This is a genomic window from Neisseria sp. P0006.S009, assembly GCF_051962915.1.
Lineage (GTDB): Bacteria > Pseudomonadota > Gammaproteobacteria > Burkholderiales > Neisseriaceae > Neisseria > Neisseria subflava_E.
Map to the genome: position 1 here is coordinate 56,873 of NZ_JBQCUV010000002.1, position 15,139 is coordinate 72,011.

Annotated in this window: 11 protein-coding genes; 8 read left to right on the forward strand and 3 right to left on the reverse strand. The window is 50.7% G+C overall.

Features of this window, described 5'->3' with window-relative positions; all coding sequences use genetic code 11:
• Nucleotides 1-19: 19 nt before the first annotated feature.
• Nucleotides 20-730, forward strand: a complete 711-nt coding sequence (lpxH, locus tag ACTHTK_RS04085; RefSeq protein ID WP_440366692.1) for a UDP-2,3-diacylglucosamine diphosphatase — start codon at nucleotides 20-22, stop codon at nucleotides 728-730.
• Between the two features lie 71 nt (nucleotides 731-801).
• Here lpxH and serB read toward each other — a convergent pair whose 3' ends face one another.
• Nucleotides 802-1,632: a phosphoserine phosphatase SerB gene (gene serB / locus ACTHTK_RS04090; protein WP_440366665.1), complete on the reverse strand. Its 831-nt coding sequence runs from the start codon at nucleotides 1,630-1,632 to the stop codon at nucleotides 802-804.
• 321 nt (nucleotides 1,633-1,953) lie between these two features.
• On the opposite strand from serB, the gene ACTHTK_RS04095 reads away from it, so the two are divergent.
• The 4 genes from ACTHTK_RS04095 to argC all read left to right on the forward strand — a co-directional run bounded on the left by ACTHTK_RS04095 (nucleotide 1,954) and on the right by argC (nucleotide 10,067).
• Nucleotides 1,954-4,158 (forward strand): TonB-dependent siderophore receptor, encoded by a 2,205-nt coding sequence (locus tag ACTHTK_RS04095; RefSeq protein WP_440366664.1) that lies wholly within the window; start codon nucleotides 1,954-1,956, stop codon nucleotides 4,156-4,158.
• 430 nt (nucleotides 4,159-4,588) lie between these two features.
• Nucleotides 4,589-6,796, forward strand: a complete 2,208-nt coding sequence (locus ACTHTK_RS04100) for a TonB-dependent siderophore receptor (RefSeq protein WP_440378400.1) — start codon at nucleotides 4,589-4,591, stop codon at nucleotides 6,794-6,796.
• A gap of 137 nt (nucleotides 6,797-6,933) precedes the next feature.
• A complete protein-coding gene (locus tag ACTHTK_RS04105) occupies nucleotides 6,934-8,637 on the forward strand; it encodes an ABC transporter ATP-binding protein/permease (RefSeq protein ID WP_107723708.1) in 1,704 nt (567 codons plus the stop codon).
• A 383-nt stretch (nucleotides 8,638-9,020) separates the two neighbouring features.
• Nucleotides 9,021-10,067, forward strand: coding sequence for an N-acetyl-gamma-glutamyl-phosphate reductase (gene argC, locus ACTHTK_RS04110; protein ID WP_107723709.1), 1,047 nt, complete (start codon nucleotides 9,021-9,023; stop codon nucleotides 10,065-10,067).
• An 80-nt stretch (nucleotides 10,068-10,147) separates the two neighbouring features.
• Here argC and ACTHTK_RS04115 read toward each other — a convergent pair whose 3' ends face one another.
• The gene (locus ACTHTK_RS04115) at nucleotides 10,148-10,423 is read right to left on the reverse strand and encodes a hypothetical protein (RefSeq protein ID WP_003748371.1); all 276 of its coding nucleotides are present in this window, start codon (nucleotides 10,421-10,423) and stop codon (nucleotides 10,148-10,150) included.
• Nucleotides 10,424-10,684: 261 nt separating this feature from the next.
• Here ACTHTK_RS04115 and ACTHTK_RS04120 point away from each other — a divergent pair, with 261 nt between their 5' ends.
• From ACTHTK_RS04120 to ACTHTK_RS04130, 3 genes are all read left to right on the forward strand, one after another.
• Nucleotides 10,685-11,371: a S24 family peptidase gene (locus ACTHTK_RS04120; protein WP_003680158.1), complete on the forward strand. Its 687-nt coding sequence runs from the start codon at nucleotides 10,685-10,687 to the stop codon at nucleotides 11,369-11,371.
• A gap of 132 nt (nucleotides 11,372-11,503) precedes the next feature.
• Nucleotides 11,504-11,842 (forward strand): iron-sulfur cluster insertion protein ErpA, encoded by a 339-nt coding sequence (gene erpA / locus ACTHTK_RS04125; RefSeq protein ID WP_003680162.1) that lies wholly within the window; start codon nucleotides 11,504-11,506, stop codon nucleotides 11,840-11,842.
• Nucleotides 11,843-12,177: 335 nt separating this feature from the next.
• Nucleotides 12,178-12,852, forward strand: coding sequence for a hypothetical protein (locus tag ACTHTK_RS04130; protein WP_308882091.1), 675 nt, complete (start codon nucleotides 12,178-12,180; stop codon nucleotides 12,850-12,852).
• 80 nt (nucleotides 12,853-12,932) lie between these two features.
• Here ACTHTK_RS04130 and ACTHTK_RS04135 read toward each other — a convergent pair whose 3' ends face one another.
• Nucleotides 12,933-15,122 (reverse strand): primosomal protein N', encoded by a 2,190-nt coding sequence (locus ACTHTK_RS04135; RefSeq protein WP_107723711.1) that lies wholly within the window; start codon nucleotides 15,120-15,122, stop codon nucleotides 12,933-12,935.
• Between the last annotated feature and the right edge of the window lie 17 nt (nucleotides 15,123-15,139).

Sequence of the window (15,139 nt, forward strand, 5' to 3'; positions counted from 1 at the left end):
TTCCCACACGTCCCACATCATCATGCCGATTTACTTCATCGCCGATTTACACCTGAGCGAATCCCATCCTCAACTGACCGCACTCTTCCAGAAATTTATGCAAGAAAAAGCCATTCATGCCCAAGCCGTATACATTCTTGGCGACCTTTTCGATTTTTGGATCGGCGATGACGAAAACAGCCCTTTGGTTCAAACCATCAAACAAACCATCCGCAGCCTGACCGAGCGCGGCATTGCCTGCTATTTTATCCACGGCAACCGCGACTTCCTCATCGGCAAAACCTTTGCCCGCGACACCGGCATGACCTTACTACCCGAGTACGCCGTTATCGACCTGTTCGGCACACCCACCCTGCTCTGTCACGGCGACACTCTCTGCACCGACGACCATTCTTATCAAAAATTCCGCCGTACCGTCCATCAAAAATGGCTGCAACGCCTGTTCCTGCTCCTGCCACTCACACTCCGACTGAACATCGCCACCAAAATCCGTAAGCAGAGCAAACAGGACAAACAACACAAAACCGCCGACATCATGGACGTCAATCCAACCTTTACCCACGAAACCGTCCAACGCTTCCACACGCCCCTGCTCATCCACGGCCATACCCACCGCGAAAATATCCACCGCAATGCCGATTACACCCGCATCGTACTCGGAGACTGGCGCGACAATTACGCCTCCATTCTCGAAGTCGATGCCGAAGGCTACCGTTTTATCGCCTTATAAAACATCAGGCCGTCTGAAAACCGGTTTCCCGATTGTTCAGACGGCCTGACTGACAAACATCCTCAAACAGTTTACGCAAACCAACCGCGTATCCGCTCCAAACCACCAAAGCGCACACACGCATCCGCATTCGCTTCAGTTTTCGGTTTTGCCCGATAGGCAATGCCGAATCCAGCTTCCCGTATCATTGGAATATCATTCGCACCATCACCCATCGCCACCACCTGCCACGGAACCAAAGCCAGACGCTTACGGTATTCGCGCAACAAATCCGCCTTAGCCTGCGCATCGATAATCCGCCCTTTCAGACGGCCTGTCAGCTTGCCGTTTTCCACTTCCAACACATTCGCAAAATGGAAATCCAAGCCCAAACGCCGTTGCAGACGTTCCGTAAAGAACGTAAATCCGCCTGACACCAGCATAAACTTCACATCATTCCGTTTGCACTCTTCCAACAAAAATTCCGCGCCCGGCGAGAGCTGCAACACATTCTCGTACACCTCTTCCAACACGCGTTCGTCCAAACCGGACAGCAAAGCCACACGCTTACGCAAAGACTGCTCAAAGTCCAGCTCGCCACGCATCGACTGCTCCGTAATTGCAGCCACCTCATCCTTCAGCCCAACACCGGCCGCAATCTCATCCACGCACTCAATCGTAATCAGCGTCGAATCCATATCGCTGACAATCAGTCCCAAATCAGCAAAAGCCACATCCGGTAACACCGCGCCATCTATCTGCTGCGCAATCAACGCAGCCCGCATCTCGTCCGTCAATTCAAAATCATCATCAACCGGCAGACGCAATACCGACTTTCCTAATGGTGCAGACACCAAACCGCCAAATGCCGACCAGTCGCAAGCGCCCAAATCCCCATGTTGCAACACCAAAACTTTCTTCATCTCATTCTCCTCATGCCCCAAAACCTTTGCAAACATATCGGGTACACATTCAGCCTAAAACCCCGAAACCGTATTTTTGCAAAAGCCTTAAAAAACCAAAACAGCATTATAGCCGAACAACCCCGAAAATTTTCAGACGGCCTGTCGCTTGATTCCCTTAGCTAGTTTAATTTCAAAAACACCTTCAAAAACCATAAAAACAACATAAATCCGCTAAAAACCCTCAAAATCTTGTTCTTAAATTACAAAACAACAAAATTATCGTAAAATATAATTATTCTTATTTTAGTTCAATTAAATTTCAATTATAGAAAGACGTTCATGAACGCCCCAACCCTTAAAACATTAGCACTCATTATTGCCACTCTGCCTTATGCAGCCTTAGCAGAAAACACGGCAACACCCCGGCCCGAACAAACTGCCGAGCTGCAAACCGTCAACGTAACCGGCAAAAACCGTTCCACCCGCACCGAAAACCGCGACTCCTACACAACTTCAGCCATGCGTACCACCACCGGGCTTGCCTTGTCTCCGAAAGAAACGCCGCAGTCGGTAAGCGTAATTACCAAAACGCAGCTGGATAACCAAGGCATGACCAATATGGAACAAGCCTTAAAAACCACAACCGGCATCAACGTGATTCCCGATTCCGGCCGTTGGCGTTATCAGTCGCGCGGCTTTTACATCGATCAAATTGAAGAAGACGGCTTATCCACTACCGTTGCAGGTTCGTCCGGCAACCCGTACAACGACCCTCAAAGCATGAGCAATTTGGCCATCTACGACCATATCGAAGTTGTCCGCGGCCCGACCGGCCTGACCCAATCCAACAGCGAACCCGGCGGCACAATCAATGCCGTACGCAAACGTCCGACCGCCAATACGCAGGCAACCTTAAGTTTTATGGCCGACCGTTTCGGCGCAGCAGGCCTGATCGGCGACGTATCGGGCAGTTTAAACAGCAGTCACAGCGTCCGCGGCCGTTTGGTTTCCAGCCTGACACGCAATAAAACTTTCCAAGACAAAAACCCAACCAAAGGTCAAATGCTGTACGGGATTTTAGAGGCCGATATAGGCGAGAACAGCAAAGCCACACTTGGCGGCCTGTACCAACGCACCGAAGAAACACCCGATTTTTACGGCGTACCGATGGGCAATGGCTTTGACCTTAACCTTCCGAGAGATACCTATCTGGGCGCGGAATGGAATCAAATTCGCTGGTACAAACGCAATGTCTTTGCCGAATTCGACCATCAAATCAACGACAATTGGAAATGGAGCAGCAAGCTCAACTACAACCGTTCTTCATCCGCCCAAAACTTCGCCACCGCAGCCAATACAGGCGGCAGGTTCGCCGGCATCGGACAGAACGGCATCTTTACCGGTGCAACCGACAACATCCAAAAATACGACAATACCGGCAAACAATTTGCTTTCCAAACCGGCGTATCCGGCAAATTCCAAGCCTTAGGCAACGAACAGCAGGCATTTGCCAACTACACTTATTCACGGGAAAACAACAGCTCCTACAACCTATGGAAAGCCCGTACCTCTAACGAATACAATATTTTCGATTACGACTGGAAGAGCGTGGCGCGCACCGATTGGACAAGCGGCAACGCCAACTATACCGATACCGAACGTACTATCACCAACCATGCCGTATCGACAGGCGTTCTCTTTACCCCTTGGAACAAACTCCACATTTTGGGCGCATTGCGTTATACACACTGGGCATACGACTTCGACAACCGCAAAACAGGCAAACTGTCCGAATACCGAAAATCCAGCCTTGTCCCTTACTTGGGCATTACATTCGATGTCGACAAAAACCACAGCATCTATGCCAACTACACCCAAATCAAAAAACCGCAGACCAACCGCGATATGGACAACAACCTCCTGAACCCGATTACCGGTACCAATACCGAAATCGGCTTCAAATCCGACTGGTTCGGCAACGGCAGGCTCAACAGCTCGTTTGCCCTCTACCAAATCATTCAAAAAAACCGTCCGTATGATTTAGATAAACGCAACGCTATGGGCGAATGGGCATATCAGGCCATTGGCAAAGTTCAAAGCCGCGGCTTTGAAGCCGAACTCTCCGGCGACCTCACCGAAGATTGGAAAATATCGGCAAACTACGCTTTCAATATGAGCAAATATAAAGAAAGTGAAGGGGCGCGTTACCCCATCGGCACAAACTTCAGCAAACATACGCCCAAACATATGTTCCGCCTGTACACCAGCTACCGCCTCCCCTTTACCGACCGTAAATGGACCATCGGCGGCGGCATGACCGTACAAAGCAAAACCAACAGTTTGTGGAATGTAGGCCAAGGCGGCTACCTGCTTTGGAATGCCGATGTTCATTACACACCGACCAAAAATCTCAACCTCAGTTTGATCGGCAGCAATTTGGGCAACCGCCGCTACTATGAAAACCACCGTATTCGCACAATGGGCATTAACAATATTTATGGCCAACCGCGCAACGTCATGTTCAAAGTCGATTACAAGTTCTAATCCCACTTGATTCAAAGGCCGTCTGAAACCGATTCTTTCCGTTTTCAGACGGCCTTTTCCAATCAAACCTTTTTTTAAATCTTGATATAAAGCAAACAGTCTAAAAAATTTTCTCAACCGAAAAAAATTCCTGTTGATTTTTTTCACCGTTTCGATATAGTTATTTATAGCTAGTTTGATACTACCCTTTGTATCTAGCTTTCATTGCATTACCACCTCCATTCGTTGCCAACGGCTCCCTTTCCGGCGGCAACCTTTTTTTGACCCGATGGTTTGGCAAAATCGAAATTGAATCAAATAAAATGATTCGGAGATTTAAATTTAATTTTTAAAACAAAACGGATTATAAAAAATAACTGCTCAATTTAAACAGATATTGCCGCCAATATTTAAAAACAAACAGATCTTTCTTTATCAAGGACCTCATCAAATGCATCATTCTGAGAAACTATTCAAACTGAGCACTCTTGCCCTCTGCCTTGCCGCATTGCCCCAAGCCGCACAAGCTGCCGAAGAGGTACGGCAGGCTGAAGTGGAACAAGTTACCGTAGTGGGTAAAAACAAAAGCCTGCGCACTGAAAGTCAAAACAGCTACACAGTATCCGCCCTGCGTTCGACTACGGGATTAGTGCTCTCTCCGCGGGAAATCCCTCAATCTGTCAGTGTCATTACTAAAAAACAAATTGAAGACCAAGGCATCACCGACTTAGAAGGTGCGTTGCAAAACGCTACGGGCATCAATGTTTTCAAAAGCGGCGGACGCACGCATTTCATGTCGCGCGGCTATTTTATCGAACAGTTTGAAGAAGACGGCATTGCCACGCAACTTGGCTCACCCGGCGGATTCGGCTTAGGCGGCCCGGCCGGCGACCCGACCAGCGCAACCAATATGGCAATGTACGACCACATTGAAGTGGTACGCGGTGCGGCAGGTTTGACACAGGCAAACAACGAACCCGGCGGCACAGTAAACGCCGTCCGCAAAAAGCCGACTGCAAAACGCCAGCTTTCCGCCGATTTGATGGCAAACTCATGGGGCAAAGTAAACAGCGTCTTTGATGCATCCGGTACCTTAAGCCAAGAACACGGCCTGCGCGGACGCTTTGTCGGCTCAGTAGGCAGCAACAAAACTTTCAAAGACCAATCCGGCGGCCGCGACATCCTTCTGTATGGCGTAATGGACAAAGACATCGGCGACAACAGCAAACTTACTTGGGGCGTAAGCTATCTCAACCAAACCGAAACACCCGATCCTGACGGCCTGCCTATGCGTGCAAACGGCAAAGAGTGGAAACGCAGCCGCTATCTAGGTGCGGATTGGAATGAAGCCCGCCTGAAAAAATACAATCTTTTTACCGAGTTTGAACATTATTTCAACGACAACTGGAAACTGAGCAGCAAGTTGGACTGGCGTAAGAACACCAGTTCAAAAGAATATTACACGCTTGGCGGCACAGGTAACGGCATCGGTACAGACGGACTGGGGACCACATACAGCTTCGACCGTTACGATGCAGGCAACCGCCAGTTCACTTTCCAAAACAACCTGACCGGCCGCATCTTCGCTTTTGGCCAAAATCACGACCTCTTCTTCATGCACAGCTATTCCAAAGAGAACGTGAACTCAAGCAACCGCTGGCTCAACGACAGCAGCACCTATGACGCAGATGCCTTTAACGGCAGCGAGAAAGCCAAACCCGATTGGAATTCTGCCACAGCCAAAGCCCGTGGCGGCAACGGCCGTTATACTACCCATGCCTTTGGTTTGGGCGCGCGCATCAATCCTACCGACAAACTGCACATCATCGCAGGCGGACGCTATACCAGCTGGAAACGCGACTACTATTGGGATCGCGACCTCAAAGACGGGGTAGCAGGTTCATCAGACTCGCTCAAACGCAACCGCTTCGTTCCTTATGCCGGCATCACTTACGATATCACGCCTAAACAAAGTATTTACGCCGCCTATACGTCCATCTTTAAACAAACAATGAACCGCGACTACAACGACAACCTGCTGCCGCCGATTATGGGACGCAACTACGAACTCGGCTGGAAAGGCGAATGGAACGAAGGCCGTCTGAACACCTCGGTCGCCCTCTACCGAACCGACAAAGACAACAACAATCAACGCGTCAATGCCAAACCGCACGCCTACTGGGAACCGCTCAACCAAAGCAGCCGCGGCTTGGACGCCGAAATCTCCGGCAGCCTGAGCGACCGTTGGCAAGTTTACGCAGGCTACACCTTCAACCGCAGCACCAACCGCAGCAGCGTTACCGGCAATGTTGAATCGCGCCGAAAAGGCTACAACTTCAGCAGCCATACGCCGAAGCATATGTTCCGCCTCTACACCAGCTATATCCTGCCGGTGGATGACGGCAAATGGACAGTCGGTCTTGGCTTGAAGAGCAGCAGCAAAACCGCTAATTCTTCCGGCTCACTCAAGCAAGGCGGCTACACCATTTGGAACACCAACGTCCAATACCGCCCGAGCAAAAACCTGCAACTGGGGCTGGCAGTCAACAACCTGACCGACAAACGCTACTACGAAAACCAATACAGCCGCGGCTTAAACAGTGGCAACTTCTACGGCGAACCACGCAACGCCGTGTTCAGCCTGAAGTGGAAGATGTAAATAGCGGCAAACCGAAAGTAGATTTTCCTCTACTCTTCAAAAGCATATAAAAACCAATCATTGCTTATAAACAAGGCCGTCTGAAAACCAAATTCTGTTTTCAGACGGCCTATCACGCACATTCACAAGCATTCATTATGAATACGCTCAAAAAATTCTTTTACCTTGCCCGCCCTTTTTGGTCAGGAGCACACGGTCGCCTCCAATGGCTGATGCTCGCCGTTTTGATAGGGTTTACCCTATTCTCCATCACCATCAGCGTTTGGATTGCCGCATGGGACAAACGCTTCTACGACGCGCTGGCCGCGTTTGACGGCGCATCCATGCCCACGCTCATCGTTGAATACCTCGGCTACATGGCGATGATTATCGGCTGCATCGTCTGCGGCGACTGGCTGCAAAAACGCCTCATCTTCCGTTGGCGCACCCATCTGACCGATCAATTTCAAAAAAACTGGCTCGAAGGCCACAAACACTACCGCCTGCGCCTGACAGGCGAACCGGACAACCCCGACCAACGTATCGCCGAAGACATCTACCTCCTTGCCGACAAAAGCATCAGCCTCTTTCGCTCCTTCATCAATAATATTGCCAAATTCAGTGCGTTCGTTGCCGTATTGTGGACACTCTCCGGCGTGCAGACCTTCAACATCGGCGGACACAACATCACCATACACGGCTACCTCGTCTGGGTTGCCCTGATTTATTCCATCTTCAGCACCGTCATCGCCCATCTTGTCGGCCGCAAACTGAAAAACCTCAACATCGACCGCCAGCACCGCGAAGCCGACTACCGCGCAGCCCTTTTACGTGTACGCGACCATGCCGAACAAATCGCCTTCTACAACGGCGGCGAAGCGGAAACAGGCCGTCTGAAACAACGTTACCTCCGCATCCGCGACAACTGGCGACGGCTGACCAACTGCGAATTCCGCCAAGAAACCTTCTGGGCGACCTATGTGCGCATCAGCATCTTCATCCCCATCCTCGCCACCCTGCCCATGTACCTCGCCAAAACCATGACCTTCGGCGACATGATGCAGACGCGCACATCGTTTGCCCGCGTTCAAGACAGTTTCGGCTGGTTTACCGATGCATACCGCCGCCTGATTGAATGGGCAGCAGTCATCGAACGGCTTTCCGGTTTTCAGACGGCCTTGGAACAAGCAGAACAAAAAAGCCCCTCCCTTCAGTCACACCAAACAGATTTGCCGCATCATAGCGGCAAAGTCGTCCTGCAAAACCTCACCGTCCACACCCAAACCGGCAGCCCCCTGCTTACTGATATTCACCTCCAAGCCCGTTCTCCGGAATGGGTATTGCTTGAAGGTCGAAGCGGCATCGGCAAATCCACGCTGCTTCGCGTGCTTGCCGGTTTATGGCCGTATTATCACGGCAGTTTTTCCCTCGAAGGCAACCGCCTGTTCTTCCCGCAACGCCCTTACCTGCCTGCGGACACATTGCGTCAAACTGTCAGCTATCCCTATGCGGCCTGCCAAGACGACCATTTGATTCAAACCGTTTTGGAACAAGTCGGCTTAAGCAGCCCCACGGGTAGGTTGCACACGTTGATGACCGATTTGGACACTTCATACGAATGGCACGGCATCCTTTCCGGCGGCGAACAGCAACGCCTCAGCCTTGCACGCGCACTGCTGCACAAACCGCAAATCCTGTTCCTAGATGAAGCCACCAACCATCTCGATGATGAATCAGCCCTGATGTTAATGCAGACCCTCAAGCAACATTTGCCCGATACTTTGGTCATCGGCATCAGCCACCAACCCAAGATTAAAGCCCTGTTTGATAGCTCACTGAATTTGAATGAAAAAATTATTTAAATGTTAAAATGTGCAAAACTCTTGCTTTCAATCCTAACAAGAGATATAGTACCAAGTAACTAGTTCTTATTGATGAGAGCTACTCCTTGGATACTTGCCTCCGGTTCTCCAACCCGGGGGCATTTTTTTGCGTTTTTATTTTATGTTTGTATGAATAGGATAAAGACGAAACACCCACCACAAATCAACAAACAAATCGAACCGCAAACTGCGTTTTCCAAACGCTCAGGCCGTCTGAAATCCTCTCCATGATGTCGTTAATCCCATATTTCAGACGGCCTGTTTAACTGTCTATTGCAAAGCTTGGCACAAGCACCGCTGACCGACTGCAATTAATTACTATATAATCAAACGCATTGTTACCCCTACAAAGGAGCCACACCATGACCACAAAAATTAAAATTGGTATTGTCGGTGCAACCGGATATACAGGCGTCGAATTGTTGCGCCTGCTCAGCAGCCACCCCAACGCAGAAGTCACTGCCGTCACCAGCCGAAGCGAAGCCGGTATTGCGGTTGCCGACTACTTCCCCAGTCTGCGCGGCATTTACGACATTGCATTCCAAACGCCTGAAGATGCCGGGCTTAACCGTTGCGACCTCGTGTTCTTTGCCACGCCCAACGGCGTAGCCATGAAAGAAGCACCGTCCCTTGTCGAAAAAGGCGTACGCGTGATTGACCTGTCTGCCGACTTCCGCATCCGCGACATCCCCACATGGGAAAAATGGTACAAAATGACCCATACCGCGCCGCAACTTGTTTCCCAAGCGGTGTACGGCTTGTGCGAACTTTACAAAGACGACATCTCCAAAGCCATGTTGGTGGCCAATCCGGGCTGCTACCCTACCTGCGTTTCCCTGCCCTTATTGCCACTGCTTCAGGCTGGCCGTCTGAAAGCCAACGCGCCTCTGATTGCCGACTGTAAATCCGGTGTTTCCGGTGCAGGCCGCAAAGCCAGCACCCACGCCCTGTTGTGCGAAGCTGGCGATAACTTCAAAGCCTACGGCGTCGGCGGCCACCGCCATCTGCCTGAAATCCGACAAACCCTGTCCGGACTGCAAGACCATGTTTCAGACGGCCTGATTTTCGTGCCACACCTTGTTCCGATGATACGCGGTATGCACGCCACCCTGTATCTGCACCTGCAAGAACATACCGATCCTGAAGCTTTGCTGCGCGAATACTACCGCGACAGTCCTTTTGTCGATATTTTGCCTTCAGGTTCGACACCTGAAACCCGCAGCGTGCGCGGCGCCAACCTTTGCCGTATCAGTGTTCAAAGAGCGCCCGAACAAGACGATGTGTGGATTGTTCTTTCCGTCATCGACAACTTGGTTAAAGGCGCAGCCGGCCAAGCCGTGCAGAATATGAACATTATGTTCGGCCTGCCCGAAACCACCGGCCTGACTAATGCACCATTAATGCCTTAAGCCAGCCATCCTTATTAAAAACACAAGGCCGTCTGAAACTTTGATCGTTCAGACGGCCTTTATCGATTCATTCACAAACATCACTCATACACCACGCCGGCAAGCATTTCTTCTTCATTCAAGTTGCCGTACTGTTGCTCCCAATCGTGGGTAGCCTCCACCATATCGCATTCTTTCGCAAAAGCCAGCAGCCTGCCGTCCATCTGATCCAAACTCAAGCTGCCCAAGCGTTCGCATTCCGAAGCCGTCAAATTACCGTCCGCTTCATGCGCTTCCGAAGATCCGAAAGGCAGGGCAAAAAAACCCAGCACCAACGCCAGCAGCACCCAAAAAATATTTTTACGCGAACGAGTCATTTCACACCTCTCATCATAATCATATAGCAGGTTTAAATCAGAAAAACTAAACCAAATAAAACTAAACTAAGAAAAATCAAATATAAAACTAGAAATATCGATTTATCTAAGACAAAACGAATAATACTAAGAAAAAATAAAATATGCAATACTTTTTCTTAGATTGAGTAATTTTTTTCTTACAATTTTATAAAAACTAAGGTAAAATACACTCAAATCGTCCAAACCATATAAAAAACATACCTCCATAAAGGCATAAACATGGATACCTTTAAAGACCGCCTGGCTTTCTTATGGAAAGATGAAGCCCGCCAAGCCAAAATTGCCGCCGACATCGATATGACCATCGCCGGATTCAGCCGTATCTGGAACGAAGGCGGCCTGCCGAAATCGGAAACGCTAAAAAAAATCAAACAACTTAAAGGCTGTAGCATAGACTGGCTTTTGACAGGCGAAGGTTCTCCCTTCCCCGATTCCGAAGCCCCAAAAGCCACGGCAACCGACACACTGGGCAACCCTGTCGATATAGACGAATTTGTCTTCGTACCGCGTTACGACATCCAAGCAGCGGCCGGACACGGCCAGCTCGTCGGCGATGAACAGCCCATGTTCGCCATGGCGTTCCGACGCTATTGGATAGAAAATTATGTGACGCGCGACATCAAAAACCTTTCCGTTATCTCAGTCAAAGGCGACTCGATGGAAGGCGTGCTTAATGATGGCGACACCATCCTCATCAACCACGGCCAAACCACGCCGCGCGACGGCCTCTATGTTTTGCGCCTCAACGAAAACCTTTTAGTCAAACGCCTGCAACTGATACCCGGCGGCATCGTCAACGTCATTTCCGCCAACGAAGCCTACCCTACTTTTGAAATCGACTTGAAAAACCCGACCGACGACGTTGCCATCATCGGCCGTGTAGAATGGTTTGGCAGAAGCATCTAAATCTGACATACTGGTGCTTGAAATTTCTGCCATGCCCTCCATGTAAGCTGGCAGACCCTGTCTGCACAAACTTGCCTTGACTAACGGTTTGCGCGACAATAGTAAAAATATTCATATAAAAGGAATCACATCATGTCAGACGAAAGCCCTATTATCTTTACTGACAGCTGCTGCACCAAAGTTGCCGACCTGATCGCCGAAGAGAACAATCCCGATTTGAAATTGCGCGTATTTGTCAACGGCGGCGGTTGCTCCGGCTTCCAATATGGTTTTACCTTTGATGAAATCAAAAACGACGACGATTTCGAAATCCAGAAAAACGGCCTGACGTTCTTGGTCGACCCGATGAGCTACCAATATCTGGTTGGTGCAGAAATCGACTACACCGAAAGCCTGCAAGGTTCTCAATTCGTCATCCGCAATCCGAATGCCGAAACGACTTGCGGTTGCGGCTCGTCCTTCTCCGTATAAATAATCCGTTTCTTCATGAAAAACAGGCCGTCTGTATCTTCAGACGGCCTTTTGTGTGAATTTATTTTAAACAATATTGGATTTATCTTATAATAATAATATCGGGCGTGAATATTTACTCTACAATAGACATAACATTGGACATGCATATTGCCATATAAATAAAAAATCATTGTCCAGCCGATTAACGACACAAAGGCACCTCCTATCCGGTCTGCCTAAGACTGCGGCCTCTGTTTTTGCCTGCATCGCAAGCCAAAACAGCTCAAACACAATAACAAAACCTCAGGCCCAACCCATTTGGTTGACGCAGTCGAAATATTCATGGGATATCAATGAGCAAACAAGAAAAATTTTTCGACGTATATGTTTCCTATCCGCCGAACACGGATAAGGAGCGCATCCATGCCTGCCTGTATGACAACCTGCCTGAAAACGAAGTCGAGAGCCTGATTCAAGCCTTGGCCGAGCGTCCGCAAGCCATTGTGGCCGAAAAATGTACCCAAGACGAGCGCGAAAATGCGCAGCATTACTTCAGCTATTTGGGTTTGGACGTAATCGTCCGTCAGGCTATGGAGTTGGAAGCAGTCGAAGAAGAACCCGTGTTGGCAGTCAACACTCCCGACCCTATCCAATGCCCAGTCTGCATGACGATTATCGACGAACTCGACGCACAGGAATGTAAAACCTGCCACTTTGATTTGACAGAAAAAAATGAGCTGGCCATCCAGCGCAAGCGCATTGAATGGCAGGAAAAAATCTCTTTCGAGCATAAAAAACAAACCGAAATTGCCCACAAGCTCAAATATGAACGCGAGCAGGAAGAGAAAAAGCTGCGCAAGAAAATCCGTGCTGAATTGGAATCCCAACTACGCGAAGAGTTAGGCCAAAATCCTGAGCTGGCCGCACTTGCAGCAAGGAAGAAAACACAATTTCTGCTTACAATGGCTATCGTATTCGCCGTTTTGAGTCTGCTTGCACTCGGCTATATCGCTGCAAAATTCTTCTAACCTGATTTCAAAACTCAAGGCCGTCTGAAAAACAGATTTTCAGACGGCCTTTTATTTCCTTATTGATTGAATCATTTCAATCAAGCCTCTTGCACATCAACGTCCACTGACCATCTGATTTTACCATCGCGGTTTTGCTGCAACACTTGCACCCATAAACTCACGGCGCGGTGCAAATCCTGTCGGGACGGGGATTCGAGGAAGATTTGCGCGCGTTCGCGTTCGGCGAGGCGGACCATCAGCATGGGTGCGGCGCCGAACTGAGAGACGCTTTCGGGCAAAAGCGGGGCCAGGGTTTCTTTGGCGGCGTTGAGAAATTCCATCGCATCGGCAACGCGCGGCGCATCGGCACGGACGGCCGTCTGAAAACCGAAAGGCGGCATGGCGAACATTTGCCGCTCTTTCAATTCGTTTTCGGCAAACACGGCGTAGTCCTGCGCTTTAACGGCGGCGAAGACGGGATGTTCGGGCAGTTGGGTCTGTATCAACACCTTGCCGGGTTTGTCGGCGCGCCCCGCCCTGCCGGACACCTGCATCAGCTCGGCGAACAGCCTTTCCGGCGCGCGAAAGTCTGCGCTGTACAGGCTGCCGTCGGCGTTCAACACGATAACGAGGTTGAGCCGCGCAAAATCATGGCCTTTGGCAAGCATCTGCGTGCCGATCAGAATGTCGATTTCGTTGTCGGCGATGCGGCGGTACAAATCCGCCCAGTCGTTTTTGTGCGCCGTACTGTCCCTATCGACGCGGACGACGGCGGCCTTGGGCAGGAAGGTGCGCAGTGTTTCTTCGACGCGCTGCGTGCCGTGTCCGACGGCGGTCAGGTCTTGGTTGCCGCAGTCGGGGCATTTGGACGGAATGGGTTCGCGGTGGTCGCAGTGGTGGCAGCGCAGTTGGCGGGCGCGTTGGTGCAGCACCATTTTGGCGGAACAGTTTGGACAGCCGAAGGTATGACCGCAGTCGCCGCAAAACAGCGCGGGCGCAAAACCGCGCCGGTTGAGGTACACTAGCGACATACCTCCTGCTTCAAAGTTCTGTTTCAAAAGCTGCAAGGCTTGCGGCGAGAAGCCGTTGTCGAGTTTCAGACGGCCTACGTTGAGGATATCCACTTGCGGCAGTTGCGCGGAAGCATGGGCGCGCTCGGTCAGTTGCAGCAGGCAGTACGCGCCGCTTTGCGCCTTGTGCCAGCTCTCTAGGCTAGGCGTGGCGCTGCCCAATATGATGGGACAGCCGCTCTGCTTCGCCCGCCACACCGCCAAATCACGGGCATGGTAGCGCAATTCGTTGTCCTGTTTGAACGAGCCGTCGTGTTCCTCATCGACCACAATCAGCCCGATATCAGGCAAAGGTGTGAACACCGCCAGCCGCGTGCCGATCACCAGCTTCGCCTGCCCCAACATGGCACGCAGATAATCCTGCGTGCGCCTGCCTGCCGCCATCTGGCTGTGCAACACGGCGGTCGGCACGTCGGCAAAACGGTTTTCCACCCGCTTCAAAAGCTGCGGCGTGAGATTGATTTCTGGCAACAGAAACAACACCTGCCGCCCCTGCGCCAACACTTTCGCCATCGCATCGAAATACACCTCAGTCTTGCCGCTGCCGGTGATGCCGTACAGCAGAAACGGCTGAAATTTACCAAAGGCCGTCTGAATTTCATCGGAAGCCTTCTGCTGGTCGGCATTCAACACAAATTCAGAGTGCGAAGCCTGCCCATGGCACGACTCTAAAACGGACTTTGCCGCTTCCATCGTTTCAATCCAACCCTGCTTCGCCCAATCTTCGATTAACTTCGCCGCCTGCGCATTCACCTGCTTCAACGCCACCATCGTCATCCCGCCCGACAGCAGCGCGCTCCACAAAGCCGCTTTTTTGTTGAACCGAGACGACGGCGGCGTTTGCGCCCTACCCGCTTCGTTCAAAGCGTAAAACAACGGCGGCTGCGGCATTTCCACCGCGCGCGTTTCCTTCAAACCCTGCGGCAATGCGGTAAATACTGCCTGCCCGGTCGGATAGTGGTAATAACGCGACGTAAACGCCAACAAATCACGCCAGCCTTGAGGCAACGGCTTTTCTTCCACAAAGGCCGTCTGAACGCTCAAAATCCGCGCCGTATCCATATCGGGCGCAATATCCGTTTCCCACACAATCCCAACAACGGTTTTATTGCGGAAAGGCACGAGTACCCGCGTTCCCGGAGGAAGCGGCTTGGAATAGGAATAAGTCAAAAGGCCGTCTGAAAGCGGCACGTTTACGGCAATACGGTGGTAGAACATACAAACAATCAAATCAT